Raw genomic sequence first — 24988 nt, forward strand, 5'->3', positions numbered from 1 at the left:
CATAAAAATGAAAGCCCATAATGGGCATTTAACAAATAATAACCTATACCAATCAACATAACTAAAACACTGATTATTGGCGGTTGGTAAAATTTTTAAATAGATGAAATATATATACACTCTTTTTATCGTTACACTAGTGTTGTCGTCCTGCGATAATACCAAGAAAAAATCTGTTGATGACATTATTGAAACCAATAATTTAGAATTAATCCGCAAGAAGAAGTCGGAATTGGATGCTACGAAACAAGAAATCACGGCCCAATTAAAACAATTGGAAACGAAAATAAAAGCATTGGATCCGCAGGAAAAAATACCTTTAATAACAACGTTTAAGGCTAACGAAACTGTATTTACACACTTTGTGGAATTGCAAGGCAATGTAAACACCAAACAAAACTTGGTTATATATCCAGAATACGCGGGTACCCTAACCCATGTTTACGTAAAAGAAGGGCAGCATGTTAGTAAAGGCCAATTATTGGCTAAGATCGATGATGGTGGATTAAGCCAACAGTTGGCACAATTGGAAATACAAGCCAATTTAGCCAAAACGACTTTTGAACGCCAAGAGCGCTTATGGAACCAAAACATAGGTAGCGAGATTCAATACCTACAAGCCAAATCGTCTTACGAAGCACAACAAAAAGCAGTTAACCATCTAAAAGAACAAATAGCAAAAACTACAGTTCGAGCCCCTTTTACCGGCACTATAGATGATGTTATTACAGAACAAGGAAGTGTTGTTGCTCCAGGGCAATCGCCACTATTCAGGATAGTAAACCTTCAAAACATGTATGTGGAAACCGATGTGCCAGAACGCTATATCTCAGATGTCACTGCAGGTAAAGAAGTTATAGTGAATTTCCCAGTTCTGAATAAAGAGGTAAAAGCTAAAGTACGCCAGGCTGGAAGTTTTATCAATCCAGCCAACCGAACATTTAAAGTTGAAATAGCCATAGGAAATACCGATAAAAACATCAAACCAAACCTAACGGCAAAACTTAAAATAAACGATTACATCAACGAAAAAGCCATTTTAATTCCGCAGAGCATCATTTCTGAAAATGCCGAAGGCGAGCAATACGTTTACACCATAATAGGTAAAACAGGAGAAACAGCTACCGCCAAACGTGAAATTATCGAAACCGGAAAAACACAAGGCGATTATATTGAAGTGACTTCGGGCTTGCAACATGGCGTTGAAATTGTTGATGAAGGCGCCCGTAGCGTAAAAGACGGACAACAGGTTAAGATTCTAAAAATGCAATAAGAGCAACAAAGTTTAGAAGTGGAAAAGTGGAAAAGCTTAGAAGAAATGGACAAGCGAAAACCAAACTACGAAACCCATAAAAACTCTAAACCTATAAATATGTTTAGACGTGGAAAAGTTTAGAGGTTTAAAGCTATCTCCTAAACCTCTAAACTAATAAACTACTAAACCCAAAAACCTATTATTAATTATGAAATTATTCTCATTTGAAAAATTAGTTGTTTGGCAAGAAGCAAGACATTTAGCCTTATTTATCTATAAGACCACTAAATCTTTTCCATCGGAAGAAAAATTTGGATTGGTTAGCCAGATGCGAAGAAGTGCAGTTTCAATTTCCTCAAATATTGTAGAAGGTTCAGGCAGACATTCTAATAAAGATAAGGCCAGGTTCACAGAGATAGCCTATGGTTCGGCCTTAGAGTTACTCAATCAGGCAATTTTGTCCAATGACCTTGAATTTGTTACAACAATAGATTATGAAATTATCAGGGATAAAATAGGAAAAATCACAGCTATGCTAGATGGTTTGTACAAATCTCAATTAAAAAACTAGGGTTTATAATTAGAAGCTTTCTTCTAAACCTCTAAACTCCTAAACCACTAAACTCATTAAGAAATGACAAAAGACTTAAAACATAAAAAGGTAAATAAAGAATTTGCTTTATCATCTTGGGCCATCAACAATAAAACAACCATGTATGTTTTAATTGGCCTAATCTTTATACTTGGTGCAGGCGCATACTTTAGCATGCCTCGTGAGAGCTTTCCAGAAATTAAGGAGACTAAAATCTATATAAGCTCTGTTTTCCCAGGGAATACTGCCGAAGACATAGAAAAACTCATTACAGACCCTATTGAGGATAGGCTTAAAACGGTAAGTAATGTGGTAGAGATTACCTCAACATCACAAGAAGACTATTCTATAATTATAGTAGAATTCGATGAAGGCATTACTGTAGAATCTGCCAAACAAAAAGTGAAGGATGAGGTAGATTCAGAAAAAGCAGGAGAAGATTGGCCTACTTTTAATGGTGCCAAAGTAGAACCCAATGTGTTCGATTTGAGTATGTCTGAAGAAATACCAATCCTCAATATCAATATTTCAGGAAATTACCCTGTAGACAAACTAAAGGAGTATGGTGAGTATTTAGAAGATGAAATTGAAGGGCTTTTGGAAATAAAACAAGTAGATATTCGAGGGGCCCAGGAAAAAGAAGTTGAAGTTGCAGTAGACATTTACAAAATGATGGCTGCACAGGTGAGTTTCGATGACATTATTGGCACCATAAGCAGGGAAAACATGACCATGTCTGCCGGTAACTTAATATCCAGTGGGCAACGCCGTACCATCCGGGTTTTAGGTGAAATTGAAAACCCTAAAGAACTTGAAGATTTTGCTGTAAAGTCTGAAAGAGGCAATACCATTTATCTTAAAGATATAGCAGAGGTATCTTTTAAAGACGAAGACAAAACTACTTATGCCAGGGAGTTTGGCGCCCCTGTAGTGATGCTGGACGTAAAAAAACGTGCCGGAAAAAATATGGTGGCCGCTGCAGAACAAATAGACGTTATTGTTAAAAATGCCATAGACAATGTATTTCCGCAAGATTTAAAGGTTACCATTTCTAACGATCAATCTTCGAAGACTATTGGACAGGTTGATGATTTAGTCAACAATATTATTTTTGGTATTATACTGGTAGTTACCGTACTAATGTTCTTTTTAGGGTTTAAGAATGCACTTTTTGTTGGGTTTGCCATCCCAATGTCCATGTTCATGTCTTTAATGATCTTAAACGCTTTGGGCTACACCATGAATACCATGATCCTTTTTGGACTCATAATGGGACTCGGGATGCTCGTAGACAATGGTATTGTGGTTGTTGAAAATGTGTACCGCCTCATGTCTGAAGGCATGCCAAGAATTGAAGCCGCCAAAAAAGGAATTGGTGAAATCGCCTTTCCTATAATCATCTCTACAGTTACAACTGTTGCAGCATTTATTCCATTAGGCATGTGGCCAGGCGTTATGGGTGAATTCATGATCTATTTCCCGGTAACACTATCTGTGGTTTTAGGATCTTCGTTATTTGTTGCCATTTTCTTTAACTCGGTAATGGTATCTCAGTTCATGACTACAGAAGACAAGAACATGCCATTAAAACTAATCATTAAAATTTCGGTGGTCTTTGGGCTTATTGGCCTATTAATTTTTATAGTTGGCGGAAGCTATAGAGGCCTAGGCACCCTAATGTTAGTTACCGTATTGCTTCTTTGGATTTACAGGCTATTCCTTAGGCGTTGGGCCAACACCTTTCAGAATTCAGTATTACCTAAATGGGAGCGTTTTTATGAAAACACATTGCGTACGGCTTTACGGGGCAGAAAACCTGTTTTTATAACATTGAGCATAACCGTTTTATTGTTTATTGTTTTTGGTTTATTTGGAGCATCAATGGGCAAGGGAAACACCAAAGTTGAGTTCTTCCCAGACAACAAACCCAATCAAATTATAGTTTATATCGAATACCCTGAAGGTACCGATATTAAAAAGACCAATGCCATAACCCTGGATATCGAGCAACGGGTTTATAAGATTATTAATGATGAAGCCTATATGGATAATGGCTATAACTTCTTAACAGAAAGTGCCGTTTCCCAAGTAGGTGCTGGTGCTGGAAACCCACAAACCGATGGTGGTTCGCAAGCCGAAATGCCGCATCGCGGTAAGATTACGGCCACCATGCGGGAATTTAAATACCGAAAAGGTGTTGATAGTGAAGAATTGCTAAAAAAAGTTCAGGAAGCTTTAAAAGGCATTTATCCAGGCGTTAGCATTTCGGTAGAAAAAGATCCTATTGGCCCTCCTGTTGGTTACCCCATAAACATCGAGCTTGAAGGCGATGATTATTCAGAATTAATTGCTACAGCAGAGAACATGCGCAATTTCATCAATTCCAAAAACATTGAAGGGATAGACGAGTTGAAGATAGACGTTAACAAATCGAAACCTTCCATGCAGGTGATTGTAGATACCAAAAAAGCAGGCGAGTTAGGCGTTACTTCGGGGCAAGTGGGGCAGCAATTACGTAATGCTATTTTTGGTGCCAAAGCAGGTATTTATAAAAAAGATGGCGAAGATTACGATATTAATGTGCGCTTTAATAAAGAAAACAGATATAATACCAGTGCCATTTTCAACCAAAAAATAACATTTAGGGATATGGCCTCTGGACAAATCAAGGAAATTCCTGTTTCGTCGGTTGCCAAACACAATAACACCTCTGGTTTTAGTGCTATAAAGCATCGCGACAACAAGCGGGTAGTAACCCTATACTCGGCTTTAGCCCCAGGCTTTATAGATGCCAGGGCCATTGTGACCAAGATTCAGAATGAAATGAAAAGTTACACTGGAAAACCCGATGGTATTAAAATAGACTATACCGGACAAATTGAAGAACAGGAAAAGCAACAAAGCTTTCTAAATGGTGCTTTTATGGCCGGACTGGGACTAATCTTCTTTATTTTAATATTCCAGTTCAATTCAGTGTCTAAACCAGGTATTATTATGATGGCGATATTTTTAAGCTTTATAGGTGTGTTTGGCGGTATTTTAATTACAGGAAGCTCCTTTGTGATTATGATGACCATGATGGGGATTATTTCATTGGCAGGTATTGTGGTAAACAACGGCGTAGTCCTCCTCGATTATACCCAACTGCTTATTGACAGAAAGAAAGTAGAACTGGATTTAGAAGACGATCAATATCTCGCAACCCCAGAATTACTGGAAGCCATTATTAAAGGCGGTAAAGCCCGTTTACGCCCCGTACTGTTAACGGCAATTACAACTATTTTAGGTTTAATTCCGTTAGCAACAGGTTTAAACATTAACTTTTTTACTTTATTTAGCGATTTGGATCCTAATATCTATACGGGAGGAGATAATGTTATTTTCTGGGGGCCACTTGCCAAAACCGTTATTTATGGCTTACTAATAGCGACATTCTTAACACTTATAGTAGTTCCAATACTATTCTATTTAATAACCAAGTTTAAAATGTGGCTGTTTAGTGATAGAGTAGCGAAATATAATAAAATTGATGCTATAGGAAATTGATAAACCTATTTTTAAAGTGTGACTAGCTCTTTATTATTAGTAAAAAAGCTTCAACATGATGTTGAAGCTTTTTTTTGTTTACATTACTATTCGCACTATTGACCTTCATTTTGAGGTATAGGGAATTGACTAACTATACCATCGCCAGTTCTATCTATAACAAGTTCACTTAACTTATCAAAACGTCTAAGGTCAACCCAGCGATGCCCTTCAGCAAATAGCGAATAACGTCTTTCATAAAGAATCCTATCAACATCAACAGATCCAGCCGCTACTGGCCCTAAACCAGCAGCCGCTCGAACAGCATTAATTGCCGTTTCGGCAGCTCCTGGATTATTGACCATGTTTGCTTCGGCATACAACAAAATAAGCTCTTCGTTTCTTATCATACCCACGGGATCTACATTCGATTTATATATATATACATCGTGGGTACCCGGTGTTAAATCAGCAATATTTAAGGGACCGTCGGTTCTTAATACTGCTTTGTTTACTCTATTATCTCCAGGTTCGGCAGAATTAACAAAATCTGGATGCGCTATCCTTGCATTAGCTCCAGTTGAATTTAGAGCGAAAAACAATTGATTTAATTCATCCCCTCCTGTAGCCGAAAATTGATAATAGGCCCCTAAATCCATAGAGGCATTCATATCCATAAATGAATCTGCCAAAGCACTTAAAACCAAAGTATAGTTTTCTTGATAAGCCGCAGCTCTAGCGGTAAGAGCCCTGTTAAACTCTAAATAAGATACCCCAAGCGTATTAGGCTGTACATCGCCACCAGTTTGTAAATCGGAAGCAGCATTATTTAAAAGGTCTATAATTGTTGTTAATGCGTTATCATAACTTTCAAAAGCGCCTAAGTTATTTGGATCGGAAACGTCTGTTCTTATACCATTTTGATAAAGCATCGTTAATACAGTTAATAACTCATATGATTTTATGGTATTTGCAAAACCTCTAATTGCTGCCTTTTCAGCATCTGTAAATGCTTCTGTTGTATTCTCTAACCCTTCCAGTAAAAGGTTACACTCCTTTACCACCGCATATCTTGCAGCATAAGGCGTGGTTAAATAAAACGCATTATCATCTAAAACACCTGTCATTAAATCTCCCGTCCATCTAGGATCTGAACTTTGATGTCTCCAATAATCTCTTCCAAGCACAGAAAAAACATCTCGTTGGGTATTTAATCGATCTCTCATATCGGCTAAAATTCCGCCTACCGCTTGCGGCAACTCTGGTCTAGACACTCCTTCAGAAATAGATGAGGTTTGTGGTCCGTTTAAGTCTTGCCCTTCTTCAATATCACATGAATACCAAAGACAAATGGAAAAGACTAAAGCAATGATTTTATATATATTTGAATTTTTCATATTGTTCAATTTTTTTATTAAAGTCCAACTGATAAGTGAAACATAAATCGTTTAGATGAAGGAAATGGTGCTACCTCAATTCCTATACCTGCCGCCGTTGGCCCAAAATTGGACACTTCTGGATCGTAACTGTTATAATCAAAAATATTAATCAGGTTTCTTCCGGAGAAACCAAGCTTAACATCTGTTATATTACCACCAAACCACTTATCTAATGTGTTACTTGGTATATTATAATACAAGCCTAGCTCTCTTAATTTTAAATAGGAAGCATCCTCAACAAAAGGTTCGGCATTACCGCCTAAAAATGCGCCAATTCTGTAATCTCCATTCGATGTAGTTCCAGCAGGGTCTATATTTGTTTCATCATAATCGGCACTTGTCCCTCCAAAATCGGACAATAAGCGACTAAGGTTTACATTATCCCCACCCTTTTTCCAATGCCATAAGAAGGATAATGTAAAGTTTTTGTACTTAAAGTTATTATTGAATGCCATTTGAAAATCTGGTTCGGCATCACCCAATACTACTACATTGCCATTAACATCATTCCCCACAATTTGTGTAGCACTTTTACCTTCTTCAATTCTAAATGTCCCTAAACCAGTACCAAAACCTTGAGTATCGAAAGAATTTACATTTAACTCGGTTATCTCCGATTTATTCTTAAACCAGTTAACATCCAAATCCCATGTAAAGTCCTCAGTATCAAAAACCCTTGAATTCACTCCAATCTCAACACCATTGTTTTCTAATGCCCCTGCATTTGCCCAACGGAAGGTGTAACCAGATGAAGGCTCGTTGTCTGCCTGAAGTATTAAGTCTTCAACCTTTTTGTTATAATAAGTAAACTCTATACTTACTCTATTATTTAACAATCCAGCATCAAATCCAATTTCCAATTCTTTCTGTCGTTCTGGCTTAATAGAAGGGTCCCCTAAGGTTGTTGGTGTAATAATTCCAACATTACCACTAATTAGAGAATTTCTATAAGTGGTGAACAAAGCGCCGTTTGGAGCAAAGTTACCAGCTTCACCATAAGCCGCCCTAACTTTAAAACGGTTTAAAGACTCTATGTTGAAGAAATCGAAATTGTGCAAGTTCAAAGCTGCTGAAGCCTTTGGGTAATAAAAGAATTCGTTGGCATCACCATTATTGGATGACTTATCACCTCTTAATCCTAAAGTTGCAATGATTTTATCTTGATAATTAACTTCCTCCTGAACAAAAAATCCTGAATCTTCCTGCTCTAATCTAAATTGATCCACACCAACATTAGCTGCTTGATCGACATTCTCTTCAGATGCAATTAAACCTGTTGAAGTAACTCTAATGGTATTTTGAGAAAATTGCTGATTGGTTAAACCTGCTTGTGTAGTAAAGTTTAACCCGCTGTCTGTTGTTAAGTTGTGTACCAAAAATGCCGAATAGTTAGCATCGGTATTTCTTGTAGTACCTTCAGAAGTAAGGCCATCTACACCCCCTACCGATGGACTCATAAATTGCAGATCTCTTGGAAAGAACACATCGGTTGTTAATGTATATGTATCAACACCTGCCCTTAAAACCATTTTAAGATTGTGGTTATCATTTTTAAATAAATTAATATCCAATGATCCTCCAGCTATTAAGCGTTTAACCAACTCCCTATTTTTCATCACATCCCTTGTATGTATTTGGTTAGAAGAGTTTGCAGGATGATCTGGGTAATTGCCATTAGCATCAGGCAGCAAATAATCCCAAGGTCTTGTAAACAATGTTGAAAGACCTATTGTGGTGTTTGTGTTGTCATTGTTAAAAAATCCTCTATCTGCTTTTGAATTGATATAATTTCCCGTAATTGATAGTTTAGCATAATCTGTGATTTTATGATCCATATTCAGTCTAAACGACTTCTTTTCGGCTCCCGTTCTTTTAACAATCCCATCCTCTTCACTATTGGTAAAACTGGTGAAAAAAGAAGTTCTTTCATTACCTCCAGAAGCACTAATATTAGTGTTGGAAATAAAGCCTTTTTCCCCATAGATTTCTTTCTCATAATCAATTAAAGTTCCTGCTTGCTGTGCAGCTGTAAATAATGCGCCTTCGCCATAAACACTTTCTGCCAACTCAGCCGTCCAATTTCTTTGTCCCAATAGGTTAACCGCTTCGTTCCACCCTACGGCCTGGGAAAAATTAATCTTGGTTTTCCCTTGTTTTCCTTTCTTTGTAGTAATTATTACCACACCAGCGGCAGCTCTCGATCCATAAATTGCAGCTGCAGAGGCTCCTTTTAGTATTTCGACATTTGCAATGTCCTGAGGATCTATGTCTGCAATCCGGTTTGAGGCATTATCTTGATTATCTGTTGTTGATGCCCCACCACTTGCAGCACTGGACACATCATTCAATCCACCTGCAAAAACACTATTATTATTAACATATACTCCATCAATAATATACAATGGTTGCCCATTAGCATTAATTGATGTCACACCTCTTAATTTAACAGAGATACCTCCTCCTGGTGCTCCAGAAGCAGATGTTATTTGAGCGCCGACAAATTTACCAGCCAAAGCCCCATCTAAAGTTTGCGGTGGGGTCCGTCCTGCTAAATCATCTGCTGAAACAGAAGCTACCGCGTTTGCTGCATTGGATCTTTTTACAGAAGTAGCCAATCCTGTAACAACAACTTCTTCCAAAGCCGTTAAGGATTCCTGCAGCGTAACATTAACTGTTCGTGCCTCAGTAACCACCTCTTCAACGGTCTCAAAACCCAATGAAGAAATCACCAAAGTAACAGGAAAGTTCGAAACGTTTAAACTAAAATTTCCATCAAAATCGGTAGTAGTACCCGTTGTAGTTCCTTTAATAATTACGTTTGCTCCAGGCAAAGGTAAGTTTGTTGCCCCATCTGTTATCTTACCTGTAATCTGCTGCGAAAAGGCCATTACAGGTATAAAAAATAACAAAAGCAAATACAATTTGAAATGTAAAAGTTTGCTCATAATATGTATTTTTTTGAATTAGTCACATTAAATATCATGATTTTTTGCCAGATAATCATATTTTTAACACATAAATTATGTTAATCCCATTTTTCATATTACTTATTTATAATTCTTTCAAACCTAAATAAAACAGATCTATCCCCTTACAGTATTGCTCTCCTACTTATTTATAACAAATAGTTTAAGCCGAATGACACCTTGTTGTCTTATAGGAAAACAAAACCTCTTGGGAATGATTAGTATAACCTAAAAAGCCCCAACATTTATATTGGGGCTTTTCGGCAATACTTTAATTATCTACTTCAACTTAAAACTTAACCTTGCAAAAAGGAAACGCCCTCCTACACCAAATTGTTGCGAACGTCTTGACCAATCAAAGCGACCACTACTTCGGTTTGCTTCAATAGTCCTATCTGGGAATACATCAAATAAATTGTTTGCCCCAATGGTAAACGTTAAACTTTCAGATGCCTTATAGCCAAAAGACAAATCGGTAACCAATTTAGATCCATAAACCTGTTGGTTATCCACATTAGTTGTTGCTTCAGACACTTCCCCAAACCACACATTCCTTAGGAAGACATTAAAATTACCAGAAGTAAAACTATTGGTTAAATTAACTTTAGTTCTAGGCACGGCTTCTTCTAAATAAATCCTGCTATCTTCAGGAAAATAGGTGCCAACCAAACCTGCATCTTCCAATACCCTGGACGCCTTAATATCACCTACCCGCTTTGTTTTGGAAAAAGTACCGGACAAATCGGATTTCAATTGTGAATTGGTTCCTATATTTGTTTTATGGGTAAGCACAATATCCAACCCTTTGGATTCCGTATCAATAGCATTTGCAAAAAATGAGGCCGCCGAAGCATTAGCTTGCGATAAAAGGTTATCTAATTCTGAACCCGTTCCTGGTCCTCTAAACTGCCCAGTATAAACCACTCTATCGTCTATTGCTACAAAGTAACCATCTACCGTTACTGTTAAATTAGCTTCTGGCATTTTAGCTGTAAAACCTAAACTTATACTTTGCGAAGTCTCTTCTTTTAACTGCGGAATTCCCAAAAGTTTAGCCGCTCTACTATCGTTTGAAAATGTCCCAACCTCAACAGGTATACCATCCTGAAATATTGTTGAGGTAGAATTAAAATTTAACTGATGCAACGAAGGTGCTCTAAACCCTGTATTCAAAGCCGCTCTTATATTTACATTTTCACTAGCTTTTATTCGTGTTGCCAATTTAAAATTGATGGTCGACCCAAAATCTGAATAATCTTCAAACCGTGTTGCAAAACTGGCTAAGAACGTTTCAGAAAAATCTGCTTCTAAATCAAAATAAGCCGCTATACTGTTTCTTCCCCTAGACAGTTCGTTAGCAGGGCTAAATCCTGGAAAAACCTGGGACCCTCCTGGTCGTGTTCTTTCAAAGAAATCAACCGCAGGACTTTGAGTTGGCAAAGTTATTAATTCACCTTCTTGGGTATATTGCCCATAAGAAGCTTCTTCACCTGCAACTATTTCGTAGTTTTCCAATCGATATTCTGCTCCAAATGCAATGTTAATTCCGCTTAAAGTATCATCAAAAAACTGGTTAATATCTAAATTAACCGTGTTTTGCATAAAGTTAAATCCTCCGGCATCAAAAAAAGTAGGAGAAGCTTTTTGCAAAGATGCATTAAAGGTATTACCTATGGTATATAAAAAAGCATTTTTTCCCCAAGTATTACTTAAATCCACATGCCATCCGTTAACCATACCTTTAATACCAACAGCCAAAGACTTATCTGTTATGGTCGAATTGATCTCAGGCAAAAAGCCATTCATATATGCCGGTGTATAGGTTCTACTTTGATTGGGCAACCTGTAAAATCCGGCCGAGTTCCCTTTTCTGGAACTCACCCCTGCGAATGAATATATTTCGGTTCCCGAATCATCCAAGGGAATGGACATGTTTCCAAAAAAGCGCCCTCCTCGAAGCTCAGATTGGCCAACACGCATGTTAAAGTCGCTACGTACAAGCCCTCTGGAAGCTAACTCTACTGCAGTATTATCTATAGGCCTAACCCCAGTCACTTCTCCATCGCTGTTAATCGTTAACTCTGTTAAAACTCCAGCTACAGAATTAGCCCCGTCATTGATTCCGATCCAATCTTCTTTGGAAGTTGCTCCATTTACATTTATGCCTGCAGCAATAGCATATTTTTCAACATCATCAAAATCATCATCTAATAGTTTAGATAAATCATAATCATCATTTTCGGCAAATCTTTCTATAGTATTATAAAGGTTAAATATAGTACCTTCCCATTCCTTCATTCTACTGTAATGCTCCCTAAAATCAAAATCTCCCGTAAAATTGATATACCCGCCATTATCACCTATAGGCAAACCATAGTTTACGCTAACATTAACGGTTTCCCCATCAACACCTCCTGTTTGTTCATTTGCATTTTCAGAAAAAAAGGCTCCTGTGGTTACATTAAAGGTTAACTCGTTAACATTATCATTAAGCACGATATTGATAACCCCTGCAATGGCATCGGATCCATACTGTGCCGCCGCACCATCGCGTAACACTTCTAAACGCTTGATTGCCCCAGAAGGAATCGCATTTAAATCGGTACCCACACTACCTCGCCCAAAGGTTCCATTAACATTCACCAAAGACGAGTTATGCCTTCTTTTACCATTAATGAGTACCAATACTTGATCTGGTCCCAAACCTCTCAATGAAGCTGGATCGATATGATCTGTTCCATCCGATATGGTTTGGGTATTAGAGGTAAATGATGGCGCTACAAAATTTAAAATCTGATTTAAGTTTACCTGCGGCCCTTGGGATGTTAATTCAGATATATTTATAACATCTACAGGCACTGGTGTATCAACTGCTGTTCTGCTTGGATTTCTAGAGCCTACCAAAACAACTTCTGCTAAAGCCACACCAGATTGCATGGTTACATTTACTGTATTGCCATCAACAACTATTTCCTGGGTTTCAAACCCAACATAGGAAAACACTAATACATCTCCATTATTTGCACTAATGGAAAAATTGCCATCAAAATCTGTTATCGTTCCAGAGGTAGTCCCCTTAACAACAACAGAAACACCTGGAAGAGGTTGTGAGGAATCATCAATTACTGTTCCCGAAACCTCTTGTGCTAAAAGTTCGCCTGACGCTACAAATAGCATCAAAAACATAATCCATTTAATCGGTAATAGTTTAATCATAATTAAATAATTTTGAGTTAGTTACCACTAATATATGCAATATATTACCGTTTTAATTATGTTTTTGTAATTTTTTTACTACCAATATTAACAATTACTCATAAAAACCTTTTTATAAATACGAATTTAACAATCTCGACTACCTTATTTTTACACATCCATAAACTTTTAACAAACACAAAACTACTTAGCATCCTGCAAGTAAGTTTCACTCTATTATACAATAACAAAAAAAGCTTCAACATAATATTGAAGCTTTTGTATTTATAAATATCCTTTTAAAAAACTGCTATTTCCACTCAAAGTCCCCAAGTTCAATAGACCAATCGTTTCCAAAGAAACCTGCACATTTTACGGCTTTCATACCTTCGGTCAGCACTGCATCATCAAACAGCAATACATCTGGAAACGTGGTTCCGTTTACCAAATAATGATTCATGTAAGCCGCTTTCATTCCTTTATTTCCCGTTGCAGTAACCACACCTACACTGGCAAAATCACTATCAATTCTTGGCACAATAAAATACATGCCCCATTGGTTTCCAAATAATGTTTTCCCATTAAAATTAACACCATAGTCTTTTACCTGTATAGGGCAATCCTTCAGCAATAAATTCCACGCCAAGTTATTATCGGCATTACCATACAGTACCACATTGCGGTTCGGGTATTTTTTCAAAGAAAAATCGGTATCCTTAACCACTTCAACATGCCCGTTAGCACGGTACCAAAATGTTTCTGCATCAAAACGTGCCCTGTTGTAGTACCATTCATTTTCTGTTGTTGTACCATTTGTGGCATAAACAAAAACAACGTGATGCCTAAAAGCATCTTTAAATCCACCATTCCTGTGTGGCCCTTTTTCCTTTAAGGATGGTGCTGCAATTGCTTTCCATCCTTCATTTTCTTTTTTGAAAAAACCACTACCCTTTTTAGACCTTTCAAATGTTACATCATCAATAACAATCTGGCTAACGGTATCTTCCAACTTACTAAAATCGACTTCAATTACCAATACATTATCAGTTTCTATTTTAAACTGATTTCCTTTTGAAAACTTGAACGAACTCAACTCAAAAGGCTTAGCTTGTTGATGTATGGTTACAAAATGCGATGTTGCCGACACTCCTGGCGAACCTGTATAAAACTCAAGTTTATCAATATCCTTATCATTAGGAATGGTTCGTGCTTTAAAAAAATTGAATAAAGGCTCCCAATCTACACTATGGTCTCCATACCAATGCTCTCCCCCCGGGTATTCATAGTAGGTATAATCTGGGTGGAACTTACCCAAACGCTCCCGCATATCCTGAGCTAAGTAAGTAGGCACCACATTATCCTTTTCACCGTGTAATATATAAACTCCATGGTGCAAATAATTACGGATAAGCTTAAGTGTTCTACTTGGTGTCCCCGCACGTTCAATAGTGCTTTCTACAGGAGTCTGGACATAGTCCATTTTTAAACGCTCAACCATTTTTGGAGTCATTCCAAAACGCGACAATCTTTCTTCGGGCCCATCTAAGAGCCTTTTTAAAAAGCTATCTCGATATAACAACAAATCTGGATAACCAGCACAAGGCGCTATAGCCGCAAAATAGTCAGGATAAGTCGCCCCCAGATACCAAGTACCATGTCCTCCCATAGAGTGCCCTGTTAAATAAACCTTACTTTGGTTTGGCTTGTAGATTGCTTTAGCATCTGCTAAAACTTCTAAAGCATCCAATCGTCCCCAATCTTCCCAGGCAAAACCAAACGGACGCCTGTTTGTTGGCGCTATTAAATTACCCCAATCTTTCTTTTTGTAAGCATTAGCCTGGTTAACCGCTTCTACAGATGCTCCATGAACCGATAAAAACAATGCTCCATTTTCAAGCGCTTTATCACTAGACGGTGCAACACTATAGTACTGCACACTGCCATCTATAGCACTTAATAAGGTACGCTTGTGATGCTCGTGCTTAGAGGTAACTTTTACAGGTATGGTTTTAGTATCTACCAATTGATTATTCCCATCAAGCATGTCGACCCTTAAATCCTGTTGTCCCAATTGGACTTCATCTAAAACAGCGGCAATTTTAAACGGTGCCTTTAGAACACTCATAGGCGGTAAATCAACAACCTCATGTTCTCGTGTTCCACCATTAACCAATGTCTTTATCGTATAATTTTTAACCCAATTTTCCGAAGCATTTACAATACGCATAGCGCCTAGGTAATCCTTATTTTCTTCCACCAAAAGATCTGGTAAAGTCAAATCCCTAGTGGTAAATTGCACAGACTGTTCCGGTTCTATTAAACGCGCCCGTATTCTAGGAAATCGCCCTACTTTTAAAACAAAAGTGTTGTCTCCTTTTTTTAATTTTAACGGAATTAAATTCCAACCAAAATCGTAGTGATCGCCTTCATGCGGCAATCCATTAATCAATGCCAACGAATGCCCCGATGCTTCAAAAAGGACTATCCGTTCACTATCTGACACATAATTCAAATACAAATAGCTAGATCTTAAATTACTATCATTAAAGCTATTGGTGGAATCTACCGCTATGGGTTTCCAAGGCATTATATTTCCTGAAAAATCAATATCGAAAACATCATTCTGTTTTGGAACATAATAAGGCTCCATTAAAAACCTGTTAAACACAGGATCTTTTGGAAACGACGATGAATTAAATCCAAAATTTTGCACTTTTAAGGCCAGTCCTGTTTTAAAAACATGCAACAATTTACCCTCTTCAATCGTGTTGACCTTTTCTTTACCAAAATATTCAACAATATTTCCCGTTTTCTGCTGTGCATTTAACACGAACGAGAAAAACAATACCACTAAAACGACCTTTAGTGTTTTAATATGAGCTAACTTCATTTAATATGTTCTTTAATTTTAAGATAAAATTAAATTTTTAATTTTATTTGAAACTATTATTTCGACTAGCAACAGCGTGCAACCTCTTAATAACTTTTAAAAACCTGAAAAAAGACCTATAAATTAAGTTATCTCTATAGTATTTCTTTAAATTTGCACCTTAATTTTACTACTATGTACAGGAGTCATAATTGTGGCGAATTAAGTGCCTTAAATATAAATGAAGATGTAACCTTAGCTGGATGGGTTCAAAAATCTAGAGATAAAGGCTTTATTATCTGGGTCGATTTACGGGATCGTTATGGTATTACCCAATTGGTCTTTGATGAAGAACGTACTTCTAAAGCCGTAATGGAGCAAGCACAAAACCTGGGCCGAGAATTTGTTATTCAAGTTAAAGGTAAAGTTATTGAACGTGCCTCTAAAAACCCCAATATGCCCACTGGAGACATAGAGGTTTTAGTTTCGGAACTGACCATCCTAAATGATGCTATATTACCACCTTTTACTATTGAGGATAAAACCGATGGCGGAGAAGAATTACGTATGAAATACCGCTATTTGGACATTCGTCGTAATCCCGTAAAAAATAATTTAATTTTTAGACATAAGGTTACACAAGAAGTACGCAATTACCTTTCTAAAGAAGGATTTATAGAGGTTGAAACCCCTTATTTAATTAAATCCACTCCAGAAGGCGCCCGTGATTTTGTGGTTCCTAGCCGAATGAATGAGGGCCAATTTTATGCCTTGCCACAATCGCCCCAAACCTTTAAACAATTGCTTATGGTAGGCGGGATGGATAAATATTTTCAGATTGTTAAATGTTTTAGGGATGAAGATTTACGTGCCGATAGACAGCCGGAGTTTACCCAGATAGACTGCGAAATGGCATTCATTGAACAAGAAGATATTTTAAATGCTTTTGAAGGCTTAACACGTCATTTGTTAAAAGAAATTAATGGTGTTGAAGTTGAAAAATTTCCCCGCATACTTTATGACGATGCCATGCGTTTGTACGGAAATGACAAGCCAGACATTCGATTTGGGATGGCTTTTGGAGAATTAAATGAAGTAGCCCAGCACAAAGATTTTGGTGTTTTTAACAATGCCGAGTTGGTTGTTGGTATTGCCGTTCCGGGAGGCAACAATTACACTAGAAAAGAGATCGACAAACTAATAGATTGGGTAAAACGCCCGCAAATAGGTGCTTTAGGCATGGTCTATTGTCGTTGCAACGACGATGGCAGCTTTAAGTCTTCGGTAGATAAATTTTACGATCAGGACGATCTTGCCAAATGGGCAGAAGTTACGGATGCAAAAGCAGGAGACCTTATATGCATTCTTTCGGGCGAAACCAATAAGGTAAGAGCCCAATTAAGTGCCTTACGTATGGAATTAGCAGAGCGCTTAGGTCTTAGAAAACCTAACGAATTTGCGCCATTATGGGTTATGGACTTTCCTTTATTGGAATGGGACGAAGAGACCGAACGTTACCACGCCATGCACCATCCGTTTACATCGCCTAAACCTGGGCAAATAGAATTATTAAAAACAGACCCAGGGGCGGTTAAAGCCAATGCATACGATCTGGTCTTAAATGGCAATGAAATAGGCGGCGGATCCATTCGTATACATGATAAGAAAACGCAAGCACTTATGTTCGATTATCTAGGCTTTACACCAGAAGAGGCCAAAGCACAATTTGGCTTTTTAATGGATGCCTTCCAATATGGTGCACCGCCTCATGGTGGTATTGCTTTTGGATTGGATAGATTGGTTGCTATTCTTGGAGGTCAAGAAACCATAAGGGACTTTATTGCATTCCCAAAAAACAATGCAGGACGAGACGTTATGATAGACGCCCCCGCACCAATTGATGATGAACAATTAAAAGAGCTAAGTTTAAAACTTAGTTTAGAGCTATAAAAACAAAACCTGTTCCTAACTTAAGAACAGGTTTTTTAATGGGGCAATATGGTTAAGCAAACCTTTTTAACAAAATCGTTATGCTCTACTTTAGTAGAATATTTAGTAATTTTATAAAATGCCTTCTAAAACAAAGAGCCTATTACGTAAATTTTTAATCTGGAAATACAAACATATTTCAGAACAGAATTTCATCTATATTTTAAGTATTCTAGTAGGTTTTTTAGCTGGTTTAGGCACTGTTTCCCTAAAGAACCTAACACACTACATTCAACTACTTTTTGAGCTGGACTTTTTTAGAGATTATCAAAATTCTCTTTATTTTATTTTTCCTATAATTGGTCTGCTATTGGTTTATATTATCAAACAAACGTGGCTTAAAAAACATATTGGCCATGGCATTTCATCAACACTACACGCCATATCCAAACTTAACGGAATTATCCCTAGGTATAATCTTTACGCCTCTCTTATTACAGCACCTTTAACAGTAGGTTTTGGTGGTTCGGTTGGATTGCAAGGCCCAGCAGTAAGCGTTGGTGCTGCCCTGGGATCAAATGCTGCAAGGCTCTTCCATATGAACACAAGAACACGCATGTTACTTATTGGGTGTGCTGCTGCCGGCGCTATGGCCTCCATGTTTAAAGCCCCCATTGCAGCAATCATTTTTGCTATTGAGATATTCAGTTTAGATATTGCTTTTACGTCTCTAGTCCCTCTTTTACTAGCTTCGGTCTCTGCTGTGGTAACCTCTTACTTTTTCTTAGGGACAGATATTCTATTGCGATTTGAACTCATTGATAAATTTCAAATCAACGATATCCCTTTCTACGTAGTTTTAGGACTTGTAACCGGGCTAACATCTGTTTATTTTTCGAAAGTATTCTTTGGAATTACTAATTTTTTCAAACAATTTGAAAGCAGGGCCAAGCGTTTATTGATTGGAGCTTTAGCTATAGGAACCATGCTTTATTTTATCCCACCTCTCTATGGTGAGGGTTATGGAATTATGAATAATCTTTTAAAAGGCGATCATTTGTCGGCTATTGGTACCACACCATTTAACTTGGACCTTTCTAATATATGGCTTGTTATTGGCCTGTTATTAGGTATTACAGCCTTTAAAGCCATTGCCATGACCACTACTTTTGGAGCTGGTGGTGTAGGCGGAGTTTTTATTCCTACTCTTGTTATGGGAAGTGCCTTGGGCAATGCTTTCTCTAAAATAATCAATAACATTGGTTTCAATTTTGAGGTTTCTGAATCCAATTTCACCTTAATAGGCATGACCGGATTAATGGCTGGGGTATTGCATGCCCCATTAACCGCAATATTCCTTATTGCTGAAATTACCGGAGGCTACGAACTGTTCGTGCCCTTAATGATTGTCTCAACCATTTCCTTTGCCATTACCAAATATTTTATTTCACACTCCATATACACTTTAAAGCTCGCCGAACGTGGTGAACTTATGACCCACGACAAAGACCAAAACGTATTGATGGTCTTGGATATCGACAAGGTTATTGAAACCAATTTCATTATCCTGTCACCAGATATGAAGCTAGAAGATATTTTAAAGAAAGCCGTTGCCAAATCGTCCAGAAACCATTTTCCCGTTGTAAATGATGCCCATGAGTTTTTAGGGGTTATTAGATTGGACGACATTAGACATATTATGTTTAATACCGACCTATACCACAAAGTAGACGCTTCAAGTCTCATGCATGCAGATACTAACATTATTGATTACGATAATGATTCCATGAATGCTATTATGGACAAATTCAAAACCAGTGGTGCATGGAACATTCCTGTTATTAAAGATGGAAAATATTATGGCTATATCTCCAAATCCAAACTGTTAACAGCCTATAGGCGACAGTTAATTAATTTTACGCAGTAGTTGGTATTAATATAGGCAAAATCAATAAAAGTTTCCATATAATTCAACTTTTAATTATCTTTGCAAGAATACAATGCCCTATAAACCTGAATGAAACCAAAATTTGAAGTAATATTTCTTGAACAAGCTATTGATTTCATGTCCAAATTGGACGCTAAAGCAAAAAAGAAAATCTATTACAATTTGGATAAAGCAAAATTACAAAACGATCCAAAACTATTCAAGAAACTTACTGAGGATATTTGGGAATTTAGAACACTTTATCAAGGAATTCAATACAGACTTTTTGCCTTTTGGGACAAAACAAAAAAAACGGAAATACTAGTTTTATCAACACACGGAATGGTTAAAAAAGTGAGTAAAGTTCCTAAATCGGAAATTGAAAAAGCATTGAAAATTAGAGCTGAATATTTTAACGAACAAAATTATGGCCACAAAGAATAAAAAAATGAAAATGATGACACTTGACCAAATGAAGGACAAAGACATTGGAAAAGTTGGAACACCAGAACGAGACAAATACGAATTTGACTTACAAATGGAAGTACTTGGAGATATGATAAAGTCTGTCCGAAAAGAACGGAATTTAACTCAAGGACAACTTGGAGAATTAATTGGAGTACAGAAATCACAAATCTCTAAATTGGAACGAAATGCTAAAAACATGACTATCGAAACGATTTTAAAAGTATTCAAAGCATTAAAAGCTAACGTTCGATTTAGTGTGGAAATGAATGAATTTGAATTCAAAGTAACATAAAGCACTTCTGGCTAGACCTATAACCAGTACAAAAAAACCATGTTTTTTAAGATATAAGATTACCTAGCTCATAGGTTAAATAGGCTTTTCTCCCCTAAATGTAACCTATCCTGCTTTTTATAATGGTAAGAGGTCGTTATTCTGGTTTTTATCCCTATCCATTTCTTAACGTTAATATCATTGGACTTAAACAATCCATCATCAATATTTTAATTATCTTAGTTCTGTCACTCTTCTTGATGGGTATTTTAATACTCGCTGGGAGGACCTTAAAGCCTAAACGACAAATCCATTAATTATGAAAAAAACTGTTTTCACCCCACTGTTTGCACTAATCATTATGATGTTCTCTTGCAATTCATCAAAAAAACAAACCAGTGCGGCACTTTACAACACCACCTGGGAGCTGGAACACATCTCTGGGCCACGCATTGCTTTTGAAGGCCTATTCCCAAATAAAAAGCCTCAAATAACATTCAATAAAGAAACACAAAAAGCAGAAGGCAATAATGGCTGCAATGGCTATTCGGCCGATTTCAACCTTAACGGCGAAGCCATCTCTTTTGGCGAACCAGGGCCAACCACCATGATGTACTGTGGTGAAGGTGAACAGGTGTTTTTGAATACTATAAAAAAGATTAAAAAATACAACGTTGATGCTGAAGGCAAATTAAATTTAATGATAGACGATGTGCCTATGATGCGATTTAAAAAGGTAGAGTAACAATGAAAAAACTAATAACAATACTACTAGGTGCTTGCTTCGTGGTTTTGTCATGTGTCGATAAAAAAGCCGATAAGAAAATTGACGATGCTTCAATTGAAGCAGTTAAACCAGATACCATTGCAAAGGCCTTAGGCGAAAACAAAACTATCACAGAGGCTTATTTTAAGGCCAATGGCACAGAACCTTTTTGGAGTTTGACCATTTCAGAAAAAATGATCAAACTTAAAACGATTGCCGATTCCATCTTAACGCCACATACCGAACCCATTTATGCTCAGGATAGCAATGTGAAACGATATACTTTACATACCGAATTGGCTAAAATGAACATTCAAATTAGTCAAACTGAATGTATCAATGCCATGTCCGGTATGGCATCTCCATATTCGGTAACTATTGAATACATGAAAGGAAGGGATACCGAATTTACAAAACTAGAAGGGTGCGGAATATACCTCACCAATTATCGTTTACATGACATCTGGGTACTGGAAAATCTAAATGGAACGGCAGTATCTCAAGGAGATTTTGGAAAAACACTTCCGTCCATTGAAATAAATTCTGGTAAAAACACCTTCTTTGGAACAACAGGCTGTAATAAAATTAGAGGTAAATTATTCTCCGAAAGAGATAAACTAAGGTTTCTCAATATTGCATCAACAAAAATGATGTGCCTGCCGGACAATAAAAAAGAACAGGAATTTATACAAGCGCTTAATAATTCCGTATCTTATACTATAGCCAACAATAGGTTGTCCTTATCAAATCCTGATAAAATGTTAATGACCTTTAAAAAAATTGATTGACCCATGAAATATCTAATCGCCATATTGTTTATACTTGCAACAGGAAGTATTGTCACGGGTTATATTCTAAATTCCGAATACTCACAAAAACTAATCGGATTTGGAGTTTTAGGGCTTTTTATTGTTGTCTTTCCGCTGTTTGCTTATTATAGATGGAAAGACAAAAACATGAAAGATTATATGCTCACCAAAGAGAATTTGGACAAAATGCGAGAAAACCAACGCGAAAAGAAATATTAATCTTTAATACACCTGCAATTTTGCATAATACCAGAACTAGATATACCACTAGTACTTACGGAAACATCTGGAACAAGTGTAACATTTCTAAACGAATCGGGAAAACCCCCATCTGTTGATGTATAGTAATGGCCTTTCTCTCCTATCTCCTTGAATTCAGAAAAATACCATCCTCCGGCTAATAAATTAAACCCAACTGGCTTTCCTTGTTGCATGGCATAAGGCTTAAAAAAAATATGGGCAGCCTCTATACCCCCTAAATAATCTATAAGCGTATCCCACTCTTCTTTAGAAGGCAAATGCCAACCTTCTGGACATGCCGTTTGTGCAGCATCTCCTGTATATAAACGCCCATAAATAAAACAATTATCGCTATTATCATCATAGCAAGTACTTAAATTGTCAAGGGTATCGTAATTCAAATTTTCGGCAAACCAGGTTTGCTCTCCTATGGTTACGATATCGTAAACCTGTCCATCCCTAGGGTCTGTAAATTGATTAGCTAAAACATCATTGTCGTCATTATCTTTAGAACATGACAAAAGACATAGAACAATGCCTAATAATAAATAAGATTTCATTTGTAGTTTGGTGCTTTTTGTAATTTTTTTATTGTTAAAAATACAATTAAATTACTTAAAGTCAATACATTAATTCAAATTTCGCCTTTCAATAAAAAAGCGTTTTAAGAGGGAAGCCGTTTCTTGCTCCATAATCCCCCCTTTAATAACCGTTTTTGGATGCAGCTTTGTTTTTAAATTAATACAGCCACGTTCTAAATCCCTTGCACCATACACTATTTTTGATATTTGACTCCAATACAAGGCTCCGGCACACATTTGGCACGGCTCTAAAGTAACGTACAAGGTACAGTTTTGGAGGTACTTACCGCCTAGAAAATTGGCTGCTGCTGTAATGGCCTGCATTTCGGCATGAGCGGTAACGTCATTGAGCGTTTCAGTTAGGTTATGCCCCCGGGCAATTATTTTATTGTCAATAACAATAACCGCTCCAACAGGAATTTCACCTTTGTCGTAAGCCAACTCGGCTTCCTGCAAGGCTTTTTTCATAAAGTAATTATCATCAAAAATGTTTTCCATAGCAGCAAAAATACGATTTCATCCGTTAATATTTATTGTTTTTAGAGGTCATACCTGCCTTGCCGGCAGGCAGGTGCAATACCCTAATTATCATATACTCACGTGTTTTTATTTTGAAAATAGGAGTTCGTGAATCTTCGATTTCAGTTGGGTTTGCAACTTTTGTAAATGTGCATTTCAAAACTAATATCAATCACCAAATAGCTACCTTGAAAATCTTTATGGCACCCTTTATTGAATTACAATCCTCTGTAATACTCCAATACCTTTACCTGCAAAAGATACTCATACTTTGCTTTATTAAGGTTTAATTGCGCAGTATCCATATTATTTTTACTCACTATATATTCTACGATGTTTGAAACACCGTTTTCAAACTTAACTTTATTAATGCGGTACGATTCTTGAAACGCATTTACCTGACTTTTAAACGCTTTAAACCGCTCGTAAGCCGATTCCATGTTATTATATGTATTTGCAATAGCCTGTTTAAGAAGCCTTTTGGTGTTCTCTAAATCGACAACAGCTTGTTCTAATTCTATTTTTTGTAGTGACACCCTATTTTTTGCCGAAAAGCCATTAAAAATAGGAATGTTTATCGATAGTCCTACCACCGAATTTAAGTTGTTATTGAATTGATCGGCATAACCTATTTTATTGCTCTGGAACTGCGTTTCATTTCTCAAAACAGGAATATCTTGATTATTTATATTTACAAAATCACCTGTTTCTTTAGTAAGCGTTCCTGTGTCCTGAAATGTTTCAGCAATACTAGAATAATTAGTGCTTAGCTTCCCAAACAAGCCTATATTGGGTAAGTAATAGGACCTTGCGACCTTAATACTACTCTTAGTGGCTTCAATTTGATACTGTTTCACTTTAAAAGTTGCCAGGTTATTTAGAGCATCATTGTAAACATTATCTATAGAGTGGCCGTAGGCTTCAATAGCATCCAAATCTGAAAAGGAATTAATAACACGTTCTTTTTGAAGGTCGGTATTTAGTAACTTAATAAGTCGTTGGTTTACAAAATTGAGTTCATTTTTCACATTAATTATACCTACTTTATCCATGGCCAGCTGCCCCTTAATATCTGTATAGTCGGCTGGATTCCCATAACCTTCATTATAGTTTGCTTCAATCCGCTTTAACTGTTCTTCCGTTGTACTGTATCTATTCTTTGCAAGAACTAAGGCATCACGACTATTAAGCAATTGAATATAGGTTAAGGTAACCTCTAGAATAAGGTTTTGTTTCTCTTCCTCCTTTTGCATTTGTGCCGCATACAAACGAAATCTGTTTTGTTTAATTTTATTCATTAGGCGAAACCCATTAAAAATGGTTGCATTGAGCTGCAGTCCTGCATTCGAAAACGTGAGTTCTTGATTTATAAAATCGTTAGTAAACGGATCTAAACTGCGCCCAGAGCTTTGTCCTAAATTATAATCCAGGTTAACACTGGGTAATAGTTCTTGCCGGGACTGTTTATAGTTAATTCTAGACGTTTCTGTATCTAAAGTGGCAACCTTGTAATCCAAATTGTTTTCAAGAGCTATTTTAATACAATCTTCTAAAGTAAGTAATGATTGTGCATGTCCCATACCCAAAAACATACTCCATACAACAATCCATATTCTAATTATTTTCTTGCCCATTAC

Annotated in this window: 18 protein-coding genes; 11 read left to right on the plus strand and 7 right to left on the minus strand. The window is 36.9% G+C overall.

Annotated features, from left to right (window positions below; genetic code table 11):
- The first annotated feature begins 103 nt into the window (after positions 1 to 103).
- The 3 genes from MR062_RS04805 to MR062_RS04815 all read left to right on the plus strand — a co-directional run bounded on the left by MR062_RS04805 (position 104) and on the right by MR062_RS04815 (position 5393).
- Entirely contained in the window at positions 104 to 1273 is a 1170-nt protein-coding gene (locus tag MR062_RS04805; RefSeq protein ID WP_242202951.1) for an efflux RND transporter periplasmic adaptor subunit, read from the plus strand.
- A gap of 190 nt (positions 1274 to 1463) precedes the next feature.
- Positions 1464 to 1826, plus strand: a complete 363-nt coding sequence (locus MR062_RS04810) for a four helix bundle protein (protein ID WP_242202952.1) — start codon at positions 1464 to 1466, stop codon at positions 1824 to 1826.
- 63 nt (positions 1827 to 1889) lie between these two features.
- Positions 1890 to 5393, plus strand: coding sequence for an efflux RND transporter permease subunit (locus tag MR062_RS04815; RefSeq protein ID WP_242202953.1), 3504 nt, complete (start codon positions 1890 to 1892; stop codon positions 5391 to 5393).
- Positions 5394 to 5488: 95 nt separating this feature from the next.
- Here MR062_RS04815 and MR062_RS04820 read toward each other — a convergent pair whose 3' ends face one another.
- From MR062_RS04820 to MR062_RS04835, 4 genes are all read right to left on the minus strand, one after another.
- Positions 5489 to 6769 (minus strand): RagB/SusD family nutrient uptake outer membrane protein, encoded by a 1281-nt coding sequence (locus tag MR062_RS04820; RefSeq protein ID WP_242202954.1) that lies wholly within the window; start codon positions 6767 to 6769, stop codon positions 5489 to 5491.
- A 17-nt stretch (positions 6770 to 6786) separates the two neighbouring features.
- A complete protein-coding gene (locus MR062_RS04825) occupies positions 6787 to 9756 on the minus strand; it encodes a SusC/RagA family TonB-linked outer membrane protein (RefSeq protein WP_242202955.1) in 2970 nt (989 codons plus the stop codon).
- 300 nt (positions 9757 to 10056) lie between these two features.
- Entirely contained in the window at positions 10057 to 12993 is a 2937-nt protein-coding gene (locus tag MR062_RS04830; protein WP_242202956.1) for a TonB-dependent receptor, read from the minus strand.
- Between the two features lie 289 nt (positions 12994 to 13282).
- Positions 13283 to 15862, minus strand: coding sequence for a carboxylesterase family protein (locus MR062_RS04835; protein ID WP_242202957.1), 2580 nt, complete (start codon positions 15860 to 15862; stop codon positions 13283 to 13285).
- A 174-nt stretch (positions 15863 to 16036) separates the two neighbouring features.
- On the opposite strand from MR062_RS04835, the gene aspS reads away from it, so the two are divergent.
- From aspS to MR062_RS04870, 8 genes are all read left to right on the plus strand, one after another.
- On the plus strand, positions 16037 to 17791 hold the full coding sequence (gene aspS / locus MR062_RS04840; protein ID WP_242202958.1) for an aspartate--tRNA ligase: 1755 nt from the start codon (positions 16037 to 16039) through the stop codon (positions 17789 to 17791).
- A 118-nt stretch (positions 17792 to 17909) separates the two neighbouring features.
- The gene (locus tag MR062_RS04845) at positions 17910 to 19697 is read left to right on the plus strand and encodes a chloride channel protein (RefSeq protein ID WP_242202959.1); all 1788 of its coding nucleotides are present in this window, start codon (positions 17910 to 17912) and stop codon (positions 19695 to 19697) included.
- A 90-nt stretch (positions 19698 to 19787) separates the two neighbouring features.
- Positions 19788 to 20141 (plus strand): type II toxin-antitoxin system RelE/ParE family toxin, encoded by a 354-nt coding sequence (locus MR062_RS04850; RefSeq protein WP_242202960.1) that lies wholly within the window; start codon positions 19788 to 19790, stop codon positions 20139 to 20141.
- Positions 20125 to 20457, plus strand: a complete 333-nt coding sequence (locus MR062_RS04855) for a helix-turn-helix domain-containing protein (protein WP_242202961.1) — start codon at positions 20125 to 20127, stop codon at positions 20455 to 20457. The genes MR062_RS04850 and MR062_RS04855 overlap by 17 nt, the downstream gene beginning before the upstream one ends.
- 122 nt (positions 20458 to 20579) lie before the next feature.
- Entirely contained in the window at positions 20580 to 20753 is a 174-nt protein-coding gene (locus tag MR062_RS17725) for a Pr6Pr family membrane protein (protein ID WP_394800523.1), read from the plus strand.
- Positions 20754 to 20755: 2 nt separating this feature from the next.
- The gene (locus tag MR062_RS04860) at positions 20756 to 21181 is read left to right on the plus strand and encodes an META domain-containing protein (RefSeq protein ID WP_242202962.1); all 426 of its coding nucleotides are present in this window, start codon (positions 20756 to 20758) and stop codon (positions 21179 to 21181) included.
- 2 nt (positions 21182 to 21183) lie between these two features.
- Complete coding sequence (locus MR062_RS04865; protein WP_242202963.1) at positions 21184 to 21990, plus strand: META domain-containing protein; 807 nt, start codon at positions 21184 to 21186, stop codon at positions 21988 to 21990.
- Between the two features lie 3 nt (positions 21991 to 21993).
- On the plus strand, positions 21994 to 22230 hold the full coding sequence (locus MR062_RS04870) for a hypothetical protein (RefSeq protein WP_242202964.1): 237 nt from the start codon (positions 21994 to 21996) through the stop codon (positions 22228 to 22230).
- On the opposite strand, the gene MR062_RS04875 is transcribed toward MR062_RS04870, so the two are convergent.
- From MR062_RS04875 to MR062_RS04885, 3 genes are all read right to left on the minus strand, one after another.
- Positions 22227 to 22811, minus strand: a complete 585-nt coding sequence (locus MR062_RS04875; protein WP_242202965.1) for an FISUMP domain-containing protein — start codon at positions 22809 to 22811, stop codon at positions 22227 to 22229. The two genes, MR062_RS04870 and MR062_RS04875, sit on opposite strands and share 4 nt — an antisense overlap.
- A gap of 69 nt (positions 22812 to 22880) precedes the next feature.
- The gene (locus MR062_RS04880) at positions 22881 to 23330 is read right to left on the minus strand and encodes a nucleoside deaminase (protein ID WP_242202966.1); all 450 of its coding nucleotides are present in this window, start codon (positions 23328 to 23330) and stop codon (positions 22881 to 22883) included.
- Positions 23331 to 23569: 239 nt separating this feature from the next.
- Positions 23570 to 24985, minus strand: a complete 1416-nt coding sequence (locus MR062_RS04885) for a TolC family protein (RefSeq protein ID WP_242202967.1) — start codon at positions 24983 to 24985, stop codon at positions 23570 to 23572.
- Positions 24986 to 24988: the final 3 nt, after the last annotated feature.

Origin of the sequence: Aestuariivivens insulae, from assembly GCF_022662195.1 — a bacterium.
Classification (GTDB): domain Bacteria; phylum Bacteroidota; class Bacteroidia; order Flavobacteriales; family Flavobacteriaceae; genus Aestuariivivens; species Aestuariivivens insulae.